General features: G+C 74.1%; 20 protein-coding genes, 1 other RNA gene and 1 pseudogene. 10 read left to right on the top strand and 12 right to left on the bottom strand.

Annotation, left to right across the window (positions count from 1 at the left end; all coding sequences use genetic code 11):
• Positions 1-47 precede the first annotated feature (47 nt).
• A complete protein-coding gene (gene ddaH, locus ABZ621_RS02980; RefSeq protein WP_360600063.1) occupies positions 48-878 on the top strand; it encodes a dimethylargininase in 831 nt (276 codons plus the stop codon).
• Here ddaH and ABZ621_RS02975 read toward each other — a convergent pair.
• Together ABZ621_RS02975 and ABZ621_RS02970 are read right to left on the bottom strand one after the other, a co-directional pair.
• A complete protein-coding gene (locus ABZ621_RS02975; RefSeq protein WP_360600062.1) occupies positions 875-1,861 on the bottom strand; it encodes a small ribosomal subunit Rsm22 family protein in 987 nt (328 codons plus the stop codon). The genes ddaH and ABZ621_RS02975 overlap by 4 nt on opposite strands.
• A 52-nt stretch (positions 1,862-1,913) precedes the next feature.
• Positions 1,914-3,185, bottom strand: coding sequence for a Bcr/CflA family multidrug efflux MFS transporter (locus ABZ621_RS02970; RefSeq protein ID WP_360600060.1), 1,272 nt, complete (start codon positions 3,183-3,185; stop codon positions 1,914-1,916).
• A gap of 78 nt (positions 3,186-3,263) precedes the next feature.
• On the opposite strand from ABZ621_RS02970, the gene ABZ621_RS02965 reads away from it, so the two are divergent.
• Positions 3,264-4,277 carry a Gfo/Idh/MocA family oxidoreductase gene (locus ABZ621_RS02965; RefSeq protein ID WP_360600058.1) on the top strand — a complete coding sequence of 338 codons (1,014 nt, stop codon included), beginning with the start codon at positions 3,264-3,266 and terminating at the stop codon, positions 4,275-4,277.
• On the opposite strand, the gene ABZ621_RS02960 is transcribed toward ABZ621_RS02965, so the two are convergent.
• Positions 4,264-5,895 carry an alkaline phosphatase D family protein gene (locus ABZ621_RS02960; protein WP_360600056.1) on the bottom strand — a complete coding sequence of 544 codons (1,632 nt, stop codon included), beginning with the start codon at positions 5,893-5,895 and terminating at the stop codon, positions 4,264-4,266. The genes ABZ621_RS02965 and ABZ621_RS02960 overlap by 14 nt on opposite strands.
• 169 nt (positions 5,896-6,064) lie before the next feature.
• Here ABZ621_RS02960 and ABZ621_RS02955 point away from each other — a divergent pair, with 169 nt between their 5' ends.
• Positions 6,065-6,808 (top strand): SDR family oxidoreductase, encoded by a 744-nt coding sequence (locus ABZ621_RS02955; RefSeq protein WP_360600054.1) that lies wholly within the window; start codon positions 6,065-6,067, stop codon positions 6,806-6,808.
• A gap of 46 nt (positions 6,809-6,854) precedes the next feature.
• Here the strand turns inward: ABZ621_RS02955 and ABZ621_RS02950 are convergent, their stop codons facing one another.
• The gene (locus ABZ621_RS02950) at positions 6,855-7,187 is read right to left on the bottom strand and encodes a nuclear transport factor 2 family protein (protein WP_360600052.1); all 333 of its coding nucleotides are present in this window, start codon (positions 7,185-7,187) and stop codon (positions 6,855-6,857) included.
• A gap of 151 nt (positions 7,188-7,338) precedes the next feature.
• On the opposite strand from ABZ621_RS02950, the gene ABZ621_RS02945 reads away from it, so the two are divergent.
• A complete protein-coding gene (locus ABZ621_RS02945; protein WP_360600050.1) occupies positions 7,339-7,773 on the top strand; it encodes a hypothetical protein in 435 nt (144 codons plus the stop codon).
• An 82-nt stretch (positions 7,774-7,855) separates the two neighbouring features.
• Here the strand turns inward: ABZ621_RS02945 and ABZ621_RS02940 are convergent, their stop codons facing one another.
• Positions 7,856-8,209 carry a hypothetical protein gene (locus ABZ621_RS02940; RefSeq protein ID WP_360600789.1) on the bottom strand — a complete coding sequence of 118 codons (354 nt, stop codon included), beginning with the start codon at positions 8,207-8,209 and terminating at the stop codon, positions 7,856-7,858.
• Between the two features lie 168 nt (positions 8,210-8,377).
• Between ABZ621_RS02940 and ABZ621_RS02935 the strand changes: the two are divergent.
• A pseudogene (locus ABZ621_RS02935) lies at positions 8,378-8,827 on the top strand (methyltransferase); the annotation flags it as partial.
• 17 nt (positions 8,828-8,844) lie between these two features.
• Positions 8,845-9,144, top strand: coding sequence for a DUF6087 family protein (locus ABZ621_RS02930; protein WP_360600048.1), 300 nt, complete (start codon positions 8,845-8,847; stop codon positions 9,142-9,144).
• A 106-nt stretch (positions 9,145-9,250) separates the two neighbouring features.
• On the opposite strand, the gene rnpB is transcribed toward ABZ621_RS02930, so the two are convergent.
• Positions 9,251-9,649, bottom strand: an RNA gene (gene rnpB / locus ABZ621_RS02925) — RNase P RNA component class A.
• A gap of 78 nt (positions 9,650-9,727) precedes the next feature.
• On the opposite strand from rnpB, the gene ABZ621_RS02920 reads away from it, so the two are divergent.
• Both ABZ621_RS02920 and ABZ621_RS02915 read left to right on the top strand, forming a co-directional pair.
• A complete protein-coding gene (locus tag ABZ621_RS02920; RefSeq protein WP_360600046.1) occupies positions 9,728-10,507 on the top strand; it encodes a MerR family transcriptional regulator in 780 nt (259 codons plus the stop codon).
• Positions 10,494-11,351: a hypothetical protein gene (locus ABZ621_RS02915; RefSeq protein ID WP_360600044.1), complete on the top strand. Its 858-nt coding sequence runs from the start codon at positions 10,494-10,496 to the stop codon at positions 11,349-11,351. The genes ABZ621_RS02920 and ABZ621_RS02915 overlap by 14 nt, the downstream gene beginning before the upstream one ends.
• Here ABZ621_RS02915 and ABZ621_RS02910 read toward each other — a convergent pair.
• Entirely contained in the window at positions 11,296-12,744 is a 1,449-nt protein-coding gene (locus tag ABZ621_RS02910) for an RNB domain-containing ribonuclease (protein WP_360600042.1), read from the bottom strand. The two genes, ABZ621_RS02915 and ABZ621_RS02910, sit on opposite strands and share 56 nt — an antisense overlap.
• A gap of 97 nt (positions 12,745-12,841) precedes the next feature.
• Between ABZ621_RS02910 and yaaA the strand changes: the two genes are divergently transcribed.
• Both yaaA and eda read left to right on the top strand, forming a co-directional pair.
• Positions 12,842-13,609: a peroxide stress protein YaaA gene (gene yaaA / locus ABZ621_RS02905; protein WP_360600040.1), complete on the top strand. Its 768-nt coding sequence runs from the start codon at positions 12,842-12,844 to the stop codon at positions 13,607-13,609.
• A 62-nt stretch (positions 13,610-13,671) separates the two neighbouring features.
• A complete protein-coding gene (gene eda, locus ABZ621_RS02900) occupies positions 13,672-14,298 on the top strand; it encodes a bifunctional 4-hydroxy-2-oxoglutarate aldolase/2-dehydro-3-deoxy-phosphogluconate aldolase (RefSeq protein WP_360600038.1) in 627 nt (208 codons plus the stop codon).
• On the opposite strand, the gene ABZ621_RS02895 is transcribed toward eda, so the two are convergent.
• From ABZ621_RS02895 to ABZ621_RS02875, 5 genes are all read right to left on the bottom strand, one after another.
• Complete coding sequence (locus ABZ621_RS02895) at positions 14,295-15,104, bottom strand: GNAT family N-acetyltransferase (RefSeq protein ID WP_360600036.1); 810 nt, start codon at positions 15,102-15,104, stop codon at positions 14,295-14,297. The two genes, eda and ABZ621_RS02895, sit on opposite strands and share 4 nt — an antisense overlap.
• Before the next feature lie 51 nt (positions 15,105-15,155).
• Complete coding sequence (locus tag ABZ621_RS02890) at positions 15,156-16,439, bottom strand: bifunctional RNase H/acid phosphatase (protein ID WP_360600034.1); 1,284 nt, start codon at positions 16,437-16,439, stop codon at positions 15,156-15,158.
• Positions 16,439-17,182 (bottom strand): C4-type zinc ribbon domain-containing protein, encoded by a 744-nt coding sequence (locus ABZ621_RS02885; RefSeq protein WP_360600787.1) that lies wholly within the window; start codon positions 17,180-17,182, stop codon positions 16,439-16,441. Before ABZ621_RS02885 ends, ABZ621_RS02890 begins: the two co-directional genes overlap by 1 nt.
• The gene (locus ABZ621_RS02880) at positions 17,179-17,997 is read right to left on the bottom strand and encodes a Nif3-like dinuclear metal center hexameric protein (RefSeq protein WP_360600032.1); all 819 of its coding nucleotides are present in this window, start codon (positions 17,995-17,997) and stop codon (positions 17,179-17,181) included. The genes ABZ621_RS02885 and ABZ621_RS02880 overlap by 4 nt, the downstream gene beginning before the upstream one ends.
• 67 nt (positions 17,998-18,064) lie before the next feature.
• Positions 18,065-19,099, bottom strand: coding sequence for an iron-siderophore ABC transporter substrate-binding protein (locus ABZ621_RS02875; protein WP_360600030.1), 1,035 nt, complete (start codon positions 19,097-19,099; stop codon positions 18,065-18,067).
• Between the last annotated feature and the right edge of the window lie 31 nt (positions 19,100-19,130).

Genomic DNA, 19,130 nt, shown 5'->3' with positions numbered 1-19,130 from the left:
GATCCACGGCCCGCCACCGGCGGGCCGACGTCCGTGAGGAGGCCCGATTGCGCTCCACTCCGCGCGAGTCCTCGCCCCGCCGCTACCTGATGTGCCCACCCGCGCACTTCACGGTGACGTACTCCATCAACCCGTGGATGGACCCGACGAAGCCCGTCGACCTGCCGCTCGCCCTCGCCCAGTGGGAGGACCTCCGGGACCGCTACCTCTCCCTCGGGCACACCGTCGAACTCCTCGACCCCGACCCGGCGCTGCCGGACATGGTCTTCGCGGCGAACGGCGCGACCGTCGTCGGCGGGCGGGTGCTCGGCGCCCGCTTCGCCCACCCGGAGCGGACCGCAGAGGCCGACGCGCACCGCGCCTGGTTCCGCCGCAACGGCTGGGCCGAGACCGACCTGCGCGAGCCCGAGCACGTCAACGAGGGCGAGGGCGACTTCGCCGTCACCGCCTCCTGGATCCTGGCCGGCACCGGCTTCCGCTCCAGCCCGCTCTCCCACGGCGAGGCCCAGGAGTTCTTCGGGCGGCCCGTGATCGGCCTGGAGCTGGTGGACCCGCGCTACTACCACCTGGACACCGCGCTCTGCGTCCTCGACGAGGCCGCCGACGAGGTCATGTACTACCCCGGGGCCTTCTCCCCCGGCAGCAGGGCCGTCCTCGCCCGCCTCTTCCCCGACGCGCTCCTGGCGACCGAGGAGGACGCGGCGGCGTTCGGGCTCAACGCGGTCAGCGACGGCCGGCACGTGCTGCTCCCGCAGACGGCGACCGGGCTCTTCGACCCGCTCCGGGCGCGGGGCTTCCGCCCCCACCCCATGGACCTGGGCGAACTGCTCAAGGGCGGCGGCAGCGTGAAGTGCTGCACCCAGGAGCTGCGCCCCTAGGCCTCCTCCGCCGGGGGCCAGGAGTCGCCCCACTCGGCGTCACGGGCCTGCTTGTACAGGGGCCCGTGACGCTTGGTGACGGTCGCCCGCTCCAGTCCTTCGGGGGCGCAGAGGTCCAGGAGGACGAGCCCCTTGCGGGTCTGCGGCCGGCGGACGACGCGGGCGGGCGCCGGGCTCACGGGGAACCGGGTGGCGGCGACGTACGCGTACTTCTCGTCCTCGTACGGCAGCGAGCCGCCCTTCACCTGCCGGTGCAGGGAGGAACGGCTGACCCGCGCCGCGAAGTGGCACCAGTCGGTGCCCGGCTCGATCGGGCAGGCGCCGCTGTGCGGGCAGGGCGCGGCGACGGTGAAGCCGGCGTCGATCAGGACGGAGCGGGCGGCGATGATCCGCTCGTAGCCGTCCGGGGTGCCGGGCTCGACGATGACGACGGCGCCGGTGGAGGCCCTGGCCGCCTCGGCGACGAGCGCGGCGCGGTCCGCCTCGGTGAGTTCCTTGAGCACGTACGAGACGGTGACCAGGTCGGTCTCCGCGAGCCGGAGCGCGGTGCCGATCCGCTCGCGCCGCCACTCGGCGTCCAGGACGCCGCCGGCCAGTTCGCGGCCGAGGGCGAGGGCGGGCTCGGCCCAGTCGAGGACGGTGGTACGCGGCGGCTGCCCGTCCCACACGTCGGCGACGGCCCAGCTCGCGGCGCCCGTCCCGCCGCCGATGTCGGTGTGCGTCCCCGGCGCCCACTCCGGGGCGGCGTCCCGCAGCGCGTCGAGCGCGGAGCGGGCCGCCTCGAAGGTCGCGGGCATCCGGTACGCGGCGTACGCGACGACGTCCGCACGGTCCCGCAGCACGGGGGCGTCGGTCGGGGTCGTGCCCCGGTAGTGCGCGATCAGCCGCTCGACGGACTTCGCGGCCTGCGAGGGCGGCAGCCCGCCGAGCACCCCGGCAAGGGCGGTCCGCAGGGTTTCACCAGAAGCACCAGACACGTTCACCGACCCAGTCTAGGCGCCGCCGTTCCGACGTCGGCATGCGTCCCGCCAGGGGTCAGGCGGCGGCGGAGCGCCAGGGGCGGCAGAGGAGGAGGAAGCAGGTGAGGGCGGCGGCGGCGCAGGTGAGCTGGACGACGGCCATGGGGACGGCCGTCCGCTCGCCCGCGATGCCGACGAGCGGCGAGGCGATCGCGCCGATCAGGAAGGACGAGGTGCCGAGCAGCGCCGAGGCGGAGCCGGCCGCGTGCGGGGTGCGCATGAGCGCCTGCGCGTTGGTGTTCGGCATCGCCAGGCCCATCGCGGACATCAGGACGAAGAGGCCCGCGGCGATCGGGACGAGACCGACCTCGCCGAAGACGCCGGTGGTCATCAGGAGCAGCGCCGTCGCGGCGAGCAGGATGACGGAGAGGCCCCAGCCGAGCGCCTTGTCGAGGCTGACCCGGCCGACGAGCAGCTTGCCGTTGATCTGGCCGACGGCGACGAGGCCGATGGAATTGAGCCCGAAGAGGAGGCTGAAGGTCTGCGGGGAGGCGCCGTAGATCTCCTGGACGACGAACGGCGAGGCCGAGATGTAGGCGAAGAGGGCCGCGAAGGCGAGCCCGCCGGCCAGCATGTACCCGGTGAAGACGCGGTCGGCGAGCAGCCCGCGCATGGTCCGCAGGGCCTGCCCGACGCCGCCCTCCTGGCGCCGCTCGGGCGGCAGCGTCTCGTGGAGGAAGCGCCAGACGACGACGGTGAGGAGGACGCCGATGACGGCGAGGACGTGGAAGACGCCCCGCCAGTCGGTGATCCGCAGGATCTGTCCGCCGATGAGCGGCGCGATGATCGGCGCGACGCCGGAGATCAGCATGAGGGTGGAGAAGAAGCGGGCCATCTCGACGCCGTCGTAGAGGTCGCGGACGACGGCCCGGGCGATGACGATGCCGGCGGCTCCGGCGAGGCCCTGGAGGAGCCGGAAGGCGATGAGGAGTTCGGCGCTGGGCGCGAAGGCGCAGACGGCGGTGGCGAGGACGTAGACGACCATGCCGACGAGGAGCGGCCTGCGGCGGCCCCACTTGTCGCTCATCGGGCCGACGACGAGCTGGCCGAGGGCCATGCCGGCGAGGCAGGCGGTGAGGGTGAGCTGGACGGTGGCGGCGGGGGCGGTCAGCGAGCGGGTGACCTCCGGCAGGGCCGGCAGGTACATGTCCATGGAGAGCGGCGGGAGCGCGGTGAGTCCGCCGAGGACGAGGGTGACGAGCAGCCCCGCCCCCCGGGCGACGGCGGGAACGGCCTCCGGGGTTGCGGTTATGTGTTCTTGTGTTGTCTTCTGGCCGCTCTCCGGCATCGACTGCTCCCTTTCGTTGAATCCTTGCCTATGCTCTCAGCTCGGCGGGGCGGATCGAGACCCTTGGGGTGGACGGACGTGGATGACGTGAACGACGTGGTGCGGTGGGGCGTGCTCGCGACCGGCGGCATAGCCGAGCGGTTCGTGACGGACCTGGCGGAGCTGGAAGGCGCCGAGGTGGTGGCGGTGGCGTCCCGTACGGAGGCGTCGGCGCGGGCCTTCGCCGACCGGTTCGGGATCGGGCGGGCGTACGGCGGCTGGGACGGCCTCTTCGCCGACCCCGAGGTGGACGTGGTGTACGTGGCGACGCCCCACCACGCCCACCGGGAGGCCGCGGGCCGCGCCCTGGAGGCCGGCAAGGCGGTCCTGTGCGAGAAGGCCTTCACCCTGAACGCCGGCGAGGCGGCGGAGCTGGTCTCCCTCGCCCGGGACCGGGGCCTCTTCCTCATGGAGGCCATGTGGATGTACTGCAACCCGCTCGTCCGCCGGCTCGCGCGGCTGGTCCGGGACGGCGCGATCGGGGACGTACGGACCGTGCAGGCCGACTTCGGGCTCGCGGGCCCCTTCGGCCCCGACCACCGGCTGCGGGACCCGGCCGTCGGCGGCGGCGCCCTGCTCGACCTCGGCGTCTACCCGGTCTCCTTCGCCCAGCTGCTGCTCGGCGAGCCGGACTCGGTGCAGGCGCACGCGCGGATCTCCCCGGAGGGCGTCGACCTGAACACGGGCATGCTGCTCGGCTGGTCGGACTCGGGGGCGTCCGCGCTGCTGTCCTGCTCCCTGGAGGCGGACACCCCGCTGACCGCCGCCGTGACCGGCACGAAGGGCCGCATCGAGGTGCCGCGCGGCTTCTTCTTCCCCGAGCGGTTCACGCTGTACCGGGAGGGCGCCGAGCCGGAGGAGTTCACCAACGCCGACGACCCGCACTCGCTGCGGCACGAGGCCGCCGAGGTGATGCGCTGCCTGCGGGCCGGGGAGACCGAGTCGCCGCTCGTCCCGCTGGACGGCACGCTCGCCGTGATGCGGACGCTCGACGCGGTACGGGACCGCGTCGGCGTCCGCTATCCGCAGGAGGCGGAGCTCACGCGGGTGTGAGACCCGGACGGCCGGCCTCCGTGACGAAGGAGGCGGCGGTGGTGACCGGGGCGCCCGGCGTCGTCACGTACGGGACCGTACGGAAGTCGGCGCGGGCGCTCTCCTCGCCGAGCGTCACGGTGGTGTAGCCGCGCCGGCCGTTGAAGAACCGCAGGTGCGGATTGGCCTGCATGAGCTTGTCGTAGGTGGCGGGGCGGTCGGCGCCGTCCTTGCCGCTGGAGATCGAGGTGGTGACGATCTCGGTGCCGAGGGTCCGGGAGCCCGGGTCGCGGAAATCGGCCTTGATGTCGAGGCCGTACGAGACGTGGACATCGCCCGTCAGCACCATCAGGTTCTCCACCCCGGCGGCCTCGGCGCCCGCCAGGAGCCGTGCGCGGGAGGCCGGGTAGCCGTCCCAGGAGTCCATGGAGACCTTGAAGTCGGCGGCGGAGCGGTCGCGGCGCTCGGCGAAGACGACCTGCTGGGGCAGTACGTTCCAGCGGGCGTCGGAGGCGCGCCAGCCGTCGAGGAGCCACCGCTCCTGGGCGGCGCCGGTCATGGTGCGGGCCGGGTCCTCGGAGAGCGGGCCCGGGACCTGCCAGCCGTCGCCGTACGCCTGGTCGGAGCGGTACTGGCGGGTGTCGAGGATGTCGAACTGGGCGAGCCGCCCGAAGCCCAGCCGCCGGTACAGCCTCATGTCCGGGCCCTCGGGCCGCTGGGGCGCGCGCAGGGGCTGGTGCTCCCAGTAGGCGCGGTAGGCGGCGGCGCGGCGGAGCAGGAACTCCTCCGACGGGACGGAGTTCTCGGGGATGCCGCCCGCGTAGTTGTTCTCGGTCTCGTGGTCGTCCCAGGTGACGACGAAGGGGTGCGCGGCGTGCGCGGCCCTCAGGTCCGGGTCGGTCTTGTAGAGGCCGTAGCGGAGCCGGTAGTCCTCCAGGGTGACCGTCTCGCGGTTGAAGACGGCGGGGAGGGTGCGGTCGGTGTGGGCGCGGGCGCCGCCGGTGGCGTTGACGGCGTACTCGTAGAGGTAGTCGCCGAGGTGGAGGACGACGTCGAGGTCCTCGTCGGCGAGGTGCCGGTAGGCGGTGAAGTACCCGTCGTGGTACGCCTGGCAGGAGACGGCGCCGAGCCGCAGCCGCGCGGGGCGTGCCCAGGGCGCGGGCGCGGTGCGGGTCCGCCCGACCGGGCTCACCCAGTCCCCGGCGCGGAAGCGGTAGAAGAACTCCCGCCCCGGCTCCAGGTGTTCGACCTCGACGTGCACGGTGTGGGAGAACTCCGGGTGCGCGGTGGCGCGTCCGCGCCGGACGGTGCGGGTGAAGCGCTCGTCGCGGGCGAGCTCCCAGTGGACGGAGACGCGTTCGGCCGGGAGGCCGCCGCCGGGCTCGAAGGGGCGCGGGGCGAGCCGGGTCCACAGCAGGACGGAGCCGGGCAGCGGGTCGCCGGAGGCGACACCGAGGGTGAACGGGTCCTCGGTGATGCGGCGCGCGTCCAGTTCGGCGGCGGCGGCCGTGCCGGCGGCGGGCAGCTGGACGGCGAAGGCGAGCGCCGCGGCGGCGCCGGCCGTGGTGAGGAACCGGCGGCGGCCGAAGTGGCGCGCGGCGGCGCGCAGTTCGTCACTGTGCTGCTGTGCGGGTGTCATGTGCCCCTCCCCTGACGGTTGGTGTCCGTCGGTATTCGAGGGGGGCGGGGCGACATCCCCTTGTCGGGGACAGGTCATCCACGTGTCGGACGGATGAGTTCATGGGGCACGCGTCTGGCGTACGCTGCCCGGCCGGGGGCGACACGAAGCTGGAAGGTTGTGGTTCGGCATGGGCGTCGCAGTGGTGACGGGAGCGGGTTCGGGCATCGGCCGGAGCGTGGCGCGGGCCCTCGCGGAGGCGGGCTGGTCCGTGGCGCTGGCGGGCCGCCGGCTCGCGCCCCTGGAGGAGACGGCGGAGGGCCTGCCCTCCGGCCGGACGGTGTGCGTCCCGACGGACGTGACGTCACCGGAGGCGGTGACGGCCCTCTTCGACGCCGTACGGGACCACTTCGGCCGCGTCGACCTGCTCTTCAACAACGCGGGGACGTTCGCGGGCGGCGGCACGCCGGTGGAGGAGCTGTCCTACGACACCTGGCGGTCGGTGGTCGACGTCAACCTGACGGGCGCGTTCCTCTGCGCGCAGGCCGCCTTCCGGGCCATGAAGGAGCAGTCCCCGCGGGGCGGCCGCATCATCAACAACGGTTCGATCTCGGCGCACGTGCCGCGCCCGCACTCGATCGCGTACACGGCGACGAAGCACGCCATGACGGGCCTGACGAAGTCGCTGTCGCTCGACGGCCGCCCGTACCGGATCGCCTGCGGCCAGATCGACATCGGCAACGCGGCCACCGAGATGACCGCCCGCATGCAGACCGGCATCCTCCAGGCCGGCGGCGAACTGGCGGCGGAGCCGGTCATGGACGCGGCGGACGTGGCCGCGACGGTCGTCCACATGGCGGCCCTGCCCCTGGAGGCGAACGTCCAGTTCGCCACGGTCATGGCCACGACGATGCCCTACATCGGCCGCGGCTGACGGCTCGCGCCGCCCCGCTCACCCGGCCCCGCTCACCCGGCCCCGCTCACTCCACGGGGGCCTGGCCGGTCTCGAACCGCGCCACCTTCCCGTCCTCGACGGTGAACCGCCAGACGGTGCGCATGGCGCCCCAGGTGTCGTTGCTGTAGGTGGCGGCGAGGGCGAGCCCGCCCTCCTCCTCGCTCTCCACCTCCATGCGGCCGTTCGAGGAGAACACCTCCCGCTCGGTCCACTCCCGCAGGTTCCGCTCGGACCCGTCGTCGGACATGGTCGCGCCGGGCGCGAGGGCGGCGTCGAAGGCGGCACGGTCGTTGGCGTTCAGCGCGGCGACGAAGGCGCGCACGGCGGGCTCGGTGAGCCGGTCCACGGGAATGGTCATGGCCCACCCGTACCCGCCGGACGGCGGCCCGCCCCGCTCCGGCGCCCGGGATGGGCCAGTCGGGCGAGCCCCGCGGCAGCCTCCGGCTCCCCGGGGCGCGCCCCGGGCAGTATCGGGGGGACCCCAAGCCCGCCTTCCCGCTGGAGGAGCGATGTCGGAGCAGGACCGGATCGTCAAGCTGTACGCGAAGGGGGCCCCGGTCGGGGTCCTGGACGGGAGGCTGGTCGGCTTCCTGGTCGACGAGCACCGCACCGCCGAGTGGGCGGTCGGCGAGGCCGACGGCGGCTTCCGCCTCACCGTCAAGGGCACCGAGGACCGCGTCACCGCCCCCGGCACCGACCGCGCTCCCGCCCTGGTCCGCCCCGACGACTCCGCCGCCTCGGTCTGGCGCCTCCAGCGCGTCACCCCCGACGGCACCGCCACCGTCACCGGTCTCGCCGCCCTCGGCACCGGCACCTACGTCATCTCGCAGAACGGCCTCGCCCTCGGCCGCGACCTCTTCGAGGACCCGTCCCCCGCCCCGAAGCCCATCGTCGTCCGCACCGACGACCGCGCGCCCCACTGGACGCTGGAGATCCTGATCTGAGACCCGGCCCCGGCCCATGCGAAAGGGCCCCCGTGGGGGCCCTGACGAGGGGCAGCGACGGGGACGTCGTCGCTCCTGAGATTCAGACGGTCCCTTCGATGCGTTCGAAGATGTCCGCGTCCGTCTCCCGCTGCCAGTCCGGCAGGTCGGACCAGTCGGCGACATATCCGGGCTTCGGGTCTTCGAAGTGCCTGAACATCTGGGCGGTCCAGCAGATCGCGACGAATCGGCCCTTCTGCTCGCGGGTGAGCCTCGCCGCATGCCCGCCGCTGACCTCGATGAAGTCGCGCACCTGCCCGTACACGGCGGTGGCCGCTTCGCGCTCCCACGCGGGCGTGTCGTCCCACGGCGTGACGTAGCCAGGCTTGGGCTCGCCGGGGTAATGCTTGTTCACACCGTCGATCCACGCCTCGCGGAAGATCCGGCCGTCATTCATGCGTGTGTCCCTCTCGTCATGCGATGCGCGGAAGCGCTGCGATTCGGTGATCAAGAGTCGAGACTCGGTCATCGGACATGAGCGGGGCAAGACGCCCCCGAAGCCCGTCCAGCTTCTTGCCGATGAATCCCGAATTCGACCGGCCGGCCAGTCCGAGTGCGCTCGTTCGTCGGGCGTTCCTCCTTCATGCAGGCGCGCGCCCAGGCCGTGGCCCCCGCGGCCGGCGATCTCTCCGCCCGGACCGCGTACGCGGACGGTGAGCGGCGCACTCGGGTGTCTCCTCTTGTCCTGGAGGAGTGGATGCCCGCCTTCCTCGCGCAGTTGGCGGCGCCCGGCGTTCAGTTCGTCCGCGCGACGGGCGGTGACGGCTCGCCCTTGCGGTACCTGTTCGATCCGGAGAAGGAGTCGTTCGCCGAGTTCCTCGCCGACGGCGAGCACTGGACCGTCCGCCAAGGCGGTCCGGTGGCCCTGTGGGACGACGTGGAACGTTCCCTCGTCGCCTGGCAGGGCGCCGGGGCACCGGAGATCGACTCCGTACGGCTCCACGTGACGCCCACGTCCCACCGGTACTGGATCGACCAGGCGCCCTCCCTACGCTGGGAACACCGGATCACCTGACCCACTACGCTCCGGACATGGACGACGAACCGCTCTCCCAGTGGGCCGAGCGTCGCGACGCGAGGATCGGGCAGCTCCGCGCCGTACCCCTCGTCACCGGCGACGGCCCGAGGGCATCGCATCTGAACCCCGACGCTCCCCGTGCGATCCAGCGGTGGAACGGCCATCTGTGGGAACCGTACGGCTTCGCGGCGAACCTCGCGGAAGCACGACGCATCCTGTTTCCCCACACCGAGGTCGCCTCCACCCGTGAGGCAACACCGAAGCTCGGCCCCGGGACCGGCAGACATCGGAAGCCTCCGACTTCACCCTCATAGCCGCGAGGTCCGGTGAGAGCCGGTACGGAACGGGGTGAGGTGACGCCCACGATTCCATGAGAAAAGGCCCCTGGCCTGCAGTATTGCAGGCCGGGGGCCTGGGGGGCAGACGAGTCGGGCTGTACGCCGGGTTCTGTACCCCGGGACCTCGCGGTCGTCGGGGTGACGGCCATCCATCTAGGGCCGGCGTTGCCACCGGCCTCGTGCGGTCTACCCGCGAACTCGGGCGAGCAGCCCTCGATCATTCGCGCAGGGACACCGGGGTGTCCCCTCTTGACCTTGCTCCGGGTGGGGTTTACCTAGCCGCCTGAGTCACCTCAGGCGCTGGTGGTCTCTTACACCACCGTTTCACCCTTACCGAGGGCCGAAGCTCCCGGCGGTCTGTTCTCTGTGGCACTGTCCCGCGGGTCACCCCGGGTGGCCGTTAGCCACCACCCTGCTCTGTGGAGCCCGGACGTTCCTCGGGGAGATCCGGGGATCTCCACGCGGCCGCCCGCCCGGCTCGTCTGCCGTGCCGACCATGCTACCCGCCGGAACGGACGCCGCTTGACCTTGTCGTAGCGTCAGGGTTTCTACTGAGGTCATGCGTATCGGCGAGATCGCCGCGCTCGTCGGGGTCACGCCCCGGGCGGTGCGGCACTACCACCGTCTGGGGCTGCTGCCCGAGCCCGCGCGGCTGCCCAACGGCTACCGGGAGTACGGCATCCGGGACGCCGTGCTGCTCGCGCGGGTGCGGCGGCTGACCGAGCTGGGGCTCGGCCTCGACGAGGTGCGGGACGTGCTCGCCGACGACGCGGGCCGGGAGCTCGTGGAGGTCCTGGAGGAGCTCGACGACGACCTCGCCCGGCAGGAGGCCGTCATCCGGGAGCGGCGGGCGCGGCTCTCCGGACTCCTCGCGGAGGCCCGGGGCGGACGGCTCACCGCCGAGGGGCCCGTGTCGCCGGAGCTGGCCGCGCTGCTCGCCGGCGTCGGCGAGCTGCCGGACTCGCCGATGGCGGTGAAGGACCGGGAGATCCTCGCCCTGCTCGACACGGTCGTGCCCCCGGAGAAGCGGGCGCGGCTGATGGGGCTGATGCACGAGGTCTCCGGGAGCGCCGCGGAGGTGTACGGGCTGCTCGACGCGCTGGCCGACGCCCCGGTGGACGACCCCCGGGTCGAGGAGGCCGCACGGGCGCTCGCCGGGGTGCTGCCGGACGGGATCGGCCGCTTCGAGCTGCCCGCGGAGGGGTCCGGCGGGCTCGCCGACGTCTTCTTCGCCGATCTGGCGCCCGCGCAGTCCGCCGCCGTGCGCCGGGGCCTGGAACTGGTGGCGGAACGCTTCGAGGGAGTTTCCGAGGGAGGTGAGGGGCATGGCGGGGAGTGAGCGGGGGCCCGTGCTGCGGGCGCTGCGCGCGGTGGCGTACGCCGCGCTCCCCGCCGAGCTGGTGGTCTTCGTGCTGCTGCTCGGCGGGGTGCGGATACCGGGGGCCGTGCTCGGCGGGGCGGAGCTGGTGATGGCCGTGCTGCTCGCCGCCGAGGCGGTCGTGTGGCTGCGGCTGCGGCGGCGGGGGCTGACGCGGCGGGAGGCGCTGGCGGAGCTCGTACCGGAGCGGGTGCTGCGGCTGATCGGGCACGAGCTGGCGCTGATGGCGAGCCTGGGGCGGTGGGTGGCGCGGCGGCCGCACGGGACGGCCGGCGCGGAGGGCGCCTTCCCGCACGCGCGGGACCAGGCCGCGCTCATGTACGGCTTCGCCTTCGTCTGCCTGGTCGAGTGCGTCGGCATGTCGTGGCTGCTTGCCGGGTGGCCCGTCGTCCACGCGGTCGTCCTCGTCCTCGACGTGTACACGGTCCTCTTCGTGCTCGGGCTGCACGCCGCCTCCGTGACCCGGCCGCACGTGCTGGGCGGCGGACGGCTGCGGGCCCGGCAGGCGGCCCACGTGGACGTGGACGTGCCGCTGGAGCGGATCGCGGCCGTCCGCCGGGAGAACCGCTTCACCCACGAGAAGAAGGACGGCGAGCTGAACCTCGCCGTCGGCTCGCAGACCTCGGTGACCCTGGAGCTGAGCGAGCCGGTGGAGGTGGTCGGGCTGCTGGGCGGGGTCCGGCCGGTGACGACCGTACGGCTGCACGCGGACGACCCCAAGGCGCTGTACGAGGCGCTCAGGGACGCGGTCACGCGGGCGCGAACAGCACCTTCGCCCGGCCGGGATCCGCTGCCGACAGCCTGACCCGCAGCCACTCCCCCAGCGGCAGCGGGGCCGTGCCGCCCTCGACCCGGGCCACGACGGCCGGGTCGTCGAGGTGGACGGTGCCGACGGACGGCTCGCGCTCCTTGACGTCGATCACGTACGCGTCGAAGAGCTCGCCGACCCGGTCGCCGAGCAGCGCCGCCTCCACGATGTCGACGGACTCCCGCTCCACCGTGTTGGCGCGGCGCGAACCGGCGGCCATCGTGTCGGGCAGGCCGGGCAGCGCGGCCCGCACCCACTCCGGCGGCTCGGTCCCGGCCACCGCGGCGACGCACAGCTCGGAGGCGTACCGGTCGACGAGCCGGCGCAGCGGCGCCGTGCAGTGGGTGTACTCGTCGGCGACGGCCGCGTGCACGGCGGGGTCGGGCAGCCGGCCGTCGGTGAAGACGGTGTAGCTGGCGCCGCGGAGCAGGGTGGTGCACTCCTGGAGGAAGGCGGCCTGGCGCGGATCGGTGGGGTCGGCGTTCCTGACCACCTCCGCGTACGGCACGTGGTGCGGCCAGGCGACGCCGAGCGCCTCGGCGGAGCGGCGCAGCCGGGCGACGGCCCCGTCGGGGGCGACCGGCAGGGTGCGCAGGACGCCGGTGCCGGCGGCGGTCATCAGGTCGGCGGCGGCCATGCCGGTGAGCAGGGAGATCTGCGCGTTCCAGCTCTCGGCGGGCAGGGGCGCCCGGTAGGCGAGCGTGTAGGTGTGGTCGCCGGGGACCTCGACGATCTCCTGTTCGGGGACGTCGAGGGAGATCCCGCCGCGCTCGATCTCGCGCTCCTCGCGGAGCCGGCCGATGTCGCGGAGCAGGGCGAGGGGTTCCTCGGCGGTGCCGGAGTCGATCCGCCGCTGCACGGTGGCGTAGTCGAGCTTGGCGCGGCTGCGGACGAGGGCCCGGCGGAGGTCGGTGGCGACGCGCCGGCCCTCGGCGTCGAGGTCGATCCGCCAGAGCAGCGCGGGGCGCGGCTCGCCCGGCAGCAGGCTCGCGGCGCCCTCGGAGAGGACCGGCGGATGGAGGGGGACCTTGCCGTCGGGGAAGTAGAGGGTGAGCACCCGCCGGTGCGCCTCGGCGTCGATCGCCCCGCCGGGGGCGACGAAGGCGGCGACGTCGGCGATGGCGTAGTGCACGCGGTAGCCGCCGTCCGCCCGCCGCGCCAGGTGCATGGCCTGGTCGAGGTCGGTGGAGGTGGGCGGGTCGATGGTGAGGAACGGCAGGTCGGTGGCGTCGTACGCGGGGAGGCGGGGGTTCTTCGCGGCGGCCTCCGCCTCGGCGAGCACGGCGGCCGGAAACCCCTCCGGCACCCCGAGTTCGGTGCGCAGTGCGCGCAGCGCGGCCCGCAGCGGAGCCTCCGCCGCGCCGGTCACGTGGATGTGGCGTCGGGGCATGCAACCGAGCGTAGGGGGCGGGAGGGGGCCCGGCACCTCGTACGCTGGCTTGTCGGGGCCGCATCCCCGTTCGCGTACGTACGTAAGGAGAACCACCGTGCTCGTGCTGCTGCCGCCCTCCGAAGGCAAGGCGCCCTCCGGGTCCGGGACGCCGCTCAAGCCGGAGTCGCTCTCGCTGCCGGGACTCGCGGAGGCGCGGGCGGCGGTCCTGGACGAGCTGGTCGAGCTGTGCGCCGCCGACGAGGAGAAGGCGCGCGAGGTGCTCGGGCTGAGCGAGGGGCTGCGGGGCGAGGTCGCGAAGAACGTCGGGCTGCGCACGGCGGGCGCCCGCCCGGCCGGGGAGATCTACACCGGCGTCCTGTACGACGCGCTGGGCCTGGCGACGCTGGACGCGGCGGCCCGGAAGCGGGCCGGGGACGCGCTGCTCGTCTTCTCCGGACTGTGGGGCGCGGTGCGGGTGACGGACCGGATCCCGTCGTACCGCTGCTCGATGGGGGTGAAGCTGCCGGGGCTCGGCGCGCTGGGGGCGCACTGGCGGGGCGCGATGGCCTCGGTGCTGCCGGAGGCGGCCGGGGACGGGCTCGTGCTCGACCTGCGCTCGTCGGCGTACGCGTCGGCGTGGAAGCCGAAGGGCGAGGTGGCGGCGCGGACCGCGACGGTACGGGTGCTGCACGCGCCGACCCGGAAGGTGGTCAGCCACTTCAACAAGGCGACCAAGGGCCGGATCGTCCGGAGCCTGCTGGAGTCGGGCGCGGCGCCCGGCACGCCGGAGGAGCTGGTCGAGGCGGTGCGGGACCTCGGGTACGTGGTGGAGACGGGGGCCAAGGCGGGGGGCCTGGACGTGCTGGTGGACGAGATCCACTGAGGTCCGTTGCATTCTCCGCAACGGTCGTTGCGTGGGGTGGCGGTGCCGGTCAGGATGAGGCCATGCCCGGTCTCTTCGCGCTCGCCCCGCACGTCCCCGTCGTCCCGGTCGTCGTCGTCGAGGACGCCGCCGACGCCGTGCCGCTGGCGCGGGCGCTGGTGGCCGGCGGGCTGCCGCTGATCGAGATCACCCTGCGCACCCCCGCCGCGCTCGACGCGGTGCGGGCGGTCGCGGCCGAGGTGCCGGAGGCGGTGGTCGGGGCGGGCACGGTCGTCTCGGCGGCCGGCGCGGCGGACGCGGTACGGGCCGGGGCGCGGTTCCTGGTGAGCCCGGGGTGCTCGGGGCGGCTGCTCGGGGCGCTGCGGGAGTCGGGCGTGCCGTTCCTGCCGGGCGTCTCGACCGCCTCCGAGGTGCTGTCCCTCCTGGAGGAGGGCGTCACGGAGCTGAAGTTCTTCCCGGCGGAGGCGGCGGGCGGCGTCCCGTACCTGAAGTCCCTGGCGGGCCCGCTGCCGCAGGCCCGTTTCTGCCCGACCGGCGGCATCTCGGCCGCCTCGGCCCCCTCCTACCTCTCCCTCCCCAACGTCGCCTGCGTCGGCGGCACCTGGATGCTGCCGCCGGACGCCCTCGCCGCCCGCGACTGGGGCCGGGTGGAGGCCCTGGCGCGGGAGGCGGCGCAGCTCGCCCGCTAGGCCGCGCCTTCCGTGAAGCGGACGCCCAGGTGGTCGGAGACCGGGCGGTAGCCGAGGCGCTGGTACAGGGCGTTGCTGGTGGAGTTGGCGAGGTCCGTGAAGAGGACGACCTCCGTCGCGCCGGAGGCGGCGGCCGCGCGGCTGATCGCGGCGGTGACGCCGGCGGCGTATCCGTGGCCGCGTTCGGCGGGCGCGGTGTAGACGAGGTGGACGCGGGACTGGCCCTCGACCGTGCGGGAGCGGGCGGCCATCGCCACGGGACGGCCGTCGGGGGCCTCCCAGACGTGGAGGCGGTCCTCGGTGATCCGCTCGGTGAGGAAGTCGGTGTAGTCGTCCTGCGGTGCGTAGCGGTGGACGACGGCGAAGTCGGCGGTCCAGGGCCCGAGCAGCGGGAGGTCCGCCGCGCGCGCGGGGCGGGCGCGGCCGGCCGGTGCCGGGTCCCGCGGGGTGAGCGCGTCGAGGCGGAAGAGCCGGATGTCCATGACGGGCTCCCAGGGCAGCCCGGAGGCGGCGAGGTACGCCTCCACCGCCGCCCGCTCGCCGCGCAGCGTGGCCGGTGCCGCGCCGGCCGGGAGGACCAGCGCGGCGGCGGCCTCCACGGGCACCACGCCGAAGGTGAGGTCGGCGAGCGGGGCCGCGACGAGGACGCCGGTCGCGGTGGTCCCGTCCGGGCCGGTCCACCAGCCGAGGAGCTCCGCTCCCTCCATCGTGGTCAGCACGGCGGTGTTGCGGGCCGGTTCGGCGGCGAGGTGCGGGCCCGCGGCGTCCAGGAACGCGCGGAGATCGGTGGTGAAGTGCCAGCTCATACCCGGATGGTGACGGGTCGACGGCGGGTGGCGCGAGTGAATTGGCCGCCGCTAGCGGCGGAGGTGGGAGGTGTCGTTGAGGAGGCGTACGGAGGCGTTGCCGTCGGCGTAGTAGGCGACGGCGGAGAGGGAGGCGGCCGACAGGTCGAACTTGAACAGGGACGGCGGCGGGGCGCCGAGGGCAAGCCGGACCAGGGTCTTGATGGGCGTGACGTGACTCACGACGAGGACCGTGCGGCCCGCGTGGGCGGCGGCCAGGCGGTCCCGGGCGGCGGCGACGCGGCGGGTCACGGAGGCGAAGCTCTCGCCGCCGCCGGTGGGGGCGGCGGCCGGGGAGGCGAGCCAGGCGTCCATGTCCTCCGGGTACCGCGCGCGGACCTCCGCGAAGGTGAGGCCCTCCCAGGCGCCGAAGTCGGTCTCGCGCAGGCCCTGTTCGATCACGACGTCGAGGCCGAGGCGGGCGGCGACGGCGTCGGCGGTCTGGCGGCAGCGGGTGAGGGGGGAGCTGACGATGTGCTGGATCGTGCCGCGGGCGGCGAGCGCCTCGGCGACGGCGGCGGCCTGACGGCGCCCCGCCTCGGAGAGCTCCGGGTCGGACCCCCCGCTCCCCGAGAACCGCTTCTCGGGCGTGAGCGCGGTCTCCCCGTGCCGGAGGAGCACGAAGGTGGCGGGGGCGGCCATGTCGGGCACGGGGCCCGCGACGGCCGGCACGGGGCCCTGCGCGGGGGCGGCGGGCGCGGCGGGCGACGATTCGGACACGGCAGCCGCGACGGTGCCGGACGCGACGGTGCCGGACGCGACGGTCGCCGCCGACAAGGCCGCCCGGGCGCGGGCCGCGCCGGCTGCCGCGTCGCCCGGGGGGCCGGACGGGGGCAGGGCGGCCGCCACCCGGGCCGCGGAGGTGTCGCGGGGGGCCCACTGCTCGCCGCGCTTGCCCGCGTCCATGGCCTCGTTGGCCAGGCGGTCGGCGTGCTTGTTGCGCTCGCGGGGGATCCACTCGTAGCTGACGCGGTCGCGCGGGAAGGCGCGGGACGCCTCGGCCGCGAGCGGCTTCATGTCCGGGTGCTTGATCTTCCAGCGGCCGGACATCTGCTCGACGACGAGCTTGGAGTCCATCCTGACCCGGACCGTGGCGTCGGGCGCCAGGTCCAGGACGGCGCGGAGGCCCGCGATGAGGCCCTTGTACTCGGCGACGTTGTTGGTCGCGACGCCGATGTACTCGGCGGCCTCCGCGAGGATCTCGCCCGTGGCCGGGTCGAGGACGACGGCCCCGTAACCGGCGGGCCCGGGGTTGCCCCGGGAGCCGCCGTCCGCCTCGACCACGAGCTCGCGCATTACAGGCCGGACTCCGCCGTGCGGACCAGGATCCGGCGGCAGTTCTCGCAGCGCACGACCGCGTCCTTCGCGGCGGTCCGGACGTCGTTCAGCTCGGTGATGTTGAGCTCGATGTGGCAGCCCTCGCACTTGCGCTGGTAGAGGCGGGCCGCGCCGACGCCGCCCTGCTGCTCGCGGAGCTTGTCGTACAGCTTGAGGAGGTCGGCGGGGACGGTGCCCGCGACGACCTCGCGCTCCTTGGCGACGCCCGTGGCCTCCTCGTCGAGACCGGCCTGGGCGGTGTCGCGGCGGGTGGTGGCGTCGTCGACCTTGGCCTGGACGGCCTCGACGCGCCGCGTCAGCTCGGCGACGCGCTCCTGCGCGGACTCGCGGCGCTCCATGACCTCCAGGACGATCTCCTCCAGGTCGCCCTGGCGCTTGGCGAGCGAGGTGATCTCGCGCTGGAGGTTCTCCAGGTCCTTCGGGGAGGAGACGGCGCCGGAGTCGAGCCGCTGCTGGTCGCGGGCGGCGCGCTGGCGGACCTGGTCGACGTCCTGCTCGGCCTTGGTCTGCTCGCGGGCGCAGTCGCTCTCCTCGGTCTGCGCGGCGACGAGCAGGTCGCGCAGCTGGGTGAGGTCCTTGGTCAGCGCCTCGATCTCCGCGTGCTCGGGCAGCGCCTTGCGCTTGTGGGCGAGCTGCTGGAGGCGGACGTCCAGGGCCTGGACGTCGAGGAGGCGGATCTGGTCGGCGGGCGCGGCGTTCAGTTGGGGGCTCCAGAGGAAGTGTGGTGGGAGGACCAGGGGTCGGTGACCGTCTTCGAGACGTGGACGCGGAGGTCCCAGCCGTGGCGGTCGGAGATCTCGTCGAGCTGGGCGGCGGCCAGCTCGCACCAGGGCCATTCGGTGGCCCAGTGGGCGGCGTCGACGAGGCCCAGCGGAGAGTGCTGGGTGGCCTCGGAGACGGGGTGGTGGCGGAGGTCCGCGGTGAGGAAGGCGTCCACCCCGGCGGCGCGCACCGCGTCGAAGAGGCTGTCGCCGGAGCCGCCGCTGACGGCGACGCGGCGGACGGTCATGTCCGGGTCGCCGGCGACCCGGATGCCCTGCGCGGTGGCGGGCAGCCGCTTCGCGGCGCGGGCCGCGAACGCGGCGAGGGTCTCCGGCTGGTCGAGCTCGCAGATCCGGCCGAGGTTGTTCTCGGGGACGAGCGGCCCGGTGACGCGGAGGTCGAGGGCGCCCGCGAGGGCGTCGGAGACGCCGGGGTCCGCGGTGTCCGCGTTGGTGTGGGCGACGTGCAGCGCGATGTCGTGCTTGATCAGCGTGTGCACGACGCGGCCCTTGAAGTGGCCGGCCGCGACCGTCGTCGTCCCGCGCAGGTAGAGCGGGTGGTGGGTGACGATCAGGTCGGCGCCGAGGGCGACGGCCTCGTCCGCGATCTCCTGGACGGGGTCGACGGCGAAGAGGACGCGGGTCACCCCGGCGTCGGGGTCGCCGCAGACGGTGCCGACGGCGTCCCACTGCTCCGCCCGCTGGGGCGGCCAGAGGGCGTCGAGCTCGGCGATGACTTCAGACAGACGGGGCACGGAGGAAAGGCTACCTGTCCTCCGTCCCCCGCCGTCCTGGCCCGTCGACGACCCGGGGGTCGGGCCCCTACTTCTTCACCAGGTCGGCGCGCAGGTCGTCGAGGACGCTGTTCGCCGCGGTCACGCCGAGGCCCAGGTACCAGGTCTCGTCCGGGACGTCCTTGGCCTGGCCCGCCTTGACGGCCTTGAGGTTCTTCCAGAGCGGGTTGCCCTGGGCGGCGTCCTTCTTGGTCGCCTTGGCGTCGCCGTAGACGCCGGTGAAGATCCAGTCGGCGTCGGCCTGGTCGATCTTCTCCGGGCTGACCTCGACGGCGAGGTCGTTCACCTGCTGGTTCGTCGGCCGCGGCAGGCCGGTGTCCTCCAGGATGGTGCCGATGAACGACGCCTTCGCGTAGAGGCGGATCTTGCCCGGGAGGTAGCGGACCATGGAGATGGTCGGCTTGTTCGGGCCGATGTCCATGCCGAGCTGCTTCGCCTTCGTCTCGTACGCGGCGAGCTTCTCCTTCGCCTCGGCGGTCTTGTCGAGCGCGGCGGCGTTGAGGAGGTAGTTCTCCTTCCAGGTGAAGCCCGGGCGGATGGAGAAGACGGTCGGCGCGATCTTCGACAGCTCGTCGTACTTGTCGGCGGCGCGCAGCTGGCTGCCGAGGATGAGGTCGGGCTGGAGGTTGGCGATGGCCTCCAGGTTGAGGTTGTTGATGGTGCCGACGGACTTGGGGGCGCCGGCGTCCTTGGCGAGGTAGCCGGGGATGCCGTCGTCGCCCTCGGAGGGGGCGTAGCCGACGGGCTGGACGCCGAGGGAGACGACGTTGTCGAGCTCGCCGACGTCGAGGACGACGACGCGCTTCGGGGCGGCCTTCAGCTCGCTGGTGCCCATGGCGTGGGTGAGGGTGCGGGGGAACTGGCCGGGCTTGGCGTCGGTGCCCAGGGCCGCGGTCTTGGCGGCCGCGTCGCCGAAGTCCTTGCCGCCGGTGGCGACGTCCTTCTTCTTCGCCGTGTCCTCCTTCTTGGCGGCGGCGGAGTCGTCGCCGCCTCCGCAGGCCGCGAGGGAGAGCGCGGCGGCGAGGGCGACGGCGGCGGCGGTGCCGCGGCGGCGGAGGGACATCGAGGGGCTCCTCTTCGATGGCGGACGTCGA

Source organism: Streptomyces sp. NPDC007863 (genome assembly GCF_040633895.1).
Classification (GTDB): domain Bacteria; phylum Actinomycetota; class Actinomycetes; order Streptomycetales; family Streptomycetaceae; genus Streptomyces.
This window is presented reverse-complemented; position numbering and strand designations above follow the sequence as displayed.

What these genes read in the sequence shown, in the direction of transcription:
- ABZ621_RS02970 (WP_360600060.1), bottom strand. Translation starts at nt 3,185, where the DNA reads ATGCCGGAGAGCGGCCAGAAGACAACACAAGAACACATAACCGCAACC.
- ABZ621_RS02960 (WP_360600056.1), bottom strand. Translation starts at nt 5,895, where the DNA reads ATGACACCCGCACAGCAGCACAGTGACGAACTGCGCGCCGCCGCGCGC.
- ABZ621_RS02955 (WP_360600054.1), top strand. Translation starts at nt 6,065, where the DNA reads ATGGGCGTCGCAGTGGTGACGGGAGCGGGTTCGGGCATCGGCCGGAGC.
- ABZ621_RS02950 (WP_360600052.1), bottom strand. Translation starts at nt 7,187, where the DNA reads ATGACCATTCCCGTGGACCGGCTCACCGAGCCCGCCGTGCGCGCCTTC.
- ABZ621_RS02945 (WP_360600050.1), top strand. Translation starts at nt 7,339, where the DNA reads ATGTCGGAGCAGGACCGGATCGTCAAGCTGTACGCGAAGGGGGCCCCG.
- ABZ621_RS02940 (WP_360600789.1), bottom strand. Translation starts at nt 8,209, where the DNA reads ATGAATGACGGCCGGATCTTCCGCGAGGCGTGGATCGACGGTGTGAAC.
- ABZ621_RS02930 (WP_360600048.1), top strand. Translation starts at nt 8,845, where the DNA reads ATGGACGACGAACCGCTCTCCCAGTGGGCCGAGCGTCGCGACGCGAGG.
- ABZ621_RS02920 (WP_360600046.1), top strand. Translation starts at nt 9,728, where the DNA reads ATGCGTATCGGCGAGATCGCCGCGCTCGTCGGGGTCACGCCCCGGGCG.
- ABZ621_RS02915 (WP_360600044.1), top strand. Translation starts at nt 10,494, where the DNA reads ATGGCGGGGAGTGAGCGGGGGCCCGTGCTGCGGGCGCTGCGCGCGGTG.
- ABZ621_RS02910 (WP_360600042.1), bottom strand. Translation starts at nt 12,744, where the DNA reads ATGCCCCGACGCCACATCCACGTGACCGGCGCGGCGGAGGCTCCGCTG.
- eda (WP_360600038.1), top strand. Translation starts at nt 13,672, where the DNA reads ATGCCCGGTCTCTTCGCGCTCGCCCCGCACGTCCCCGTCGTCCCGGTC.
- ABZ621_RS02895 (WP_360600036.1), bottom strand. Translation starts at nt 15,104, where the DNA reads ATGAGCTGGCACTTCACCACCGATCTCCGCGCGTTCCTGGACGCCGCG.
- ABZ621_RS02890 (WP_360600034.1), bottom strand. Translation starts at nt 16,439, where the DNA reads ATGCGCGAGCTCGTGGTCGAGGCGGACGGCGGCTCCCGGGGCAACCCC.
- ABZ621_RS02875 (WP_360600030.1), bottom strand. Translation starts at nt 19,099, where the DNA reads ATGTCCCTCCGCCGCCGCGGCACCGCCGCCGCCGTCGCCCTCGCCGCC.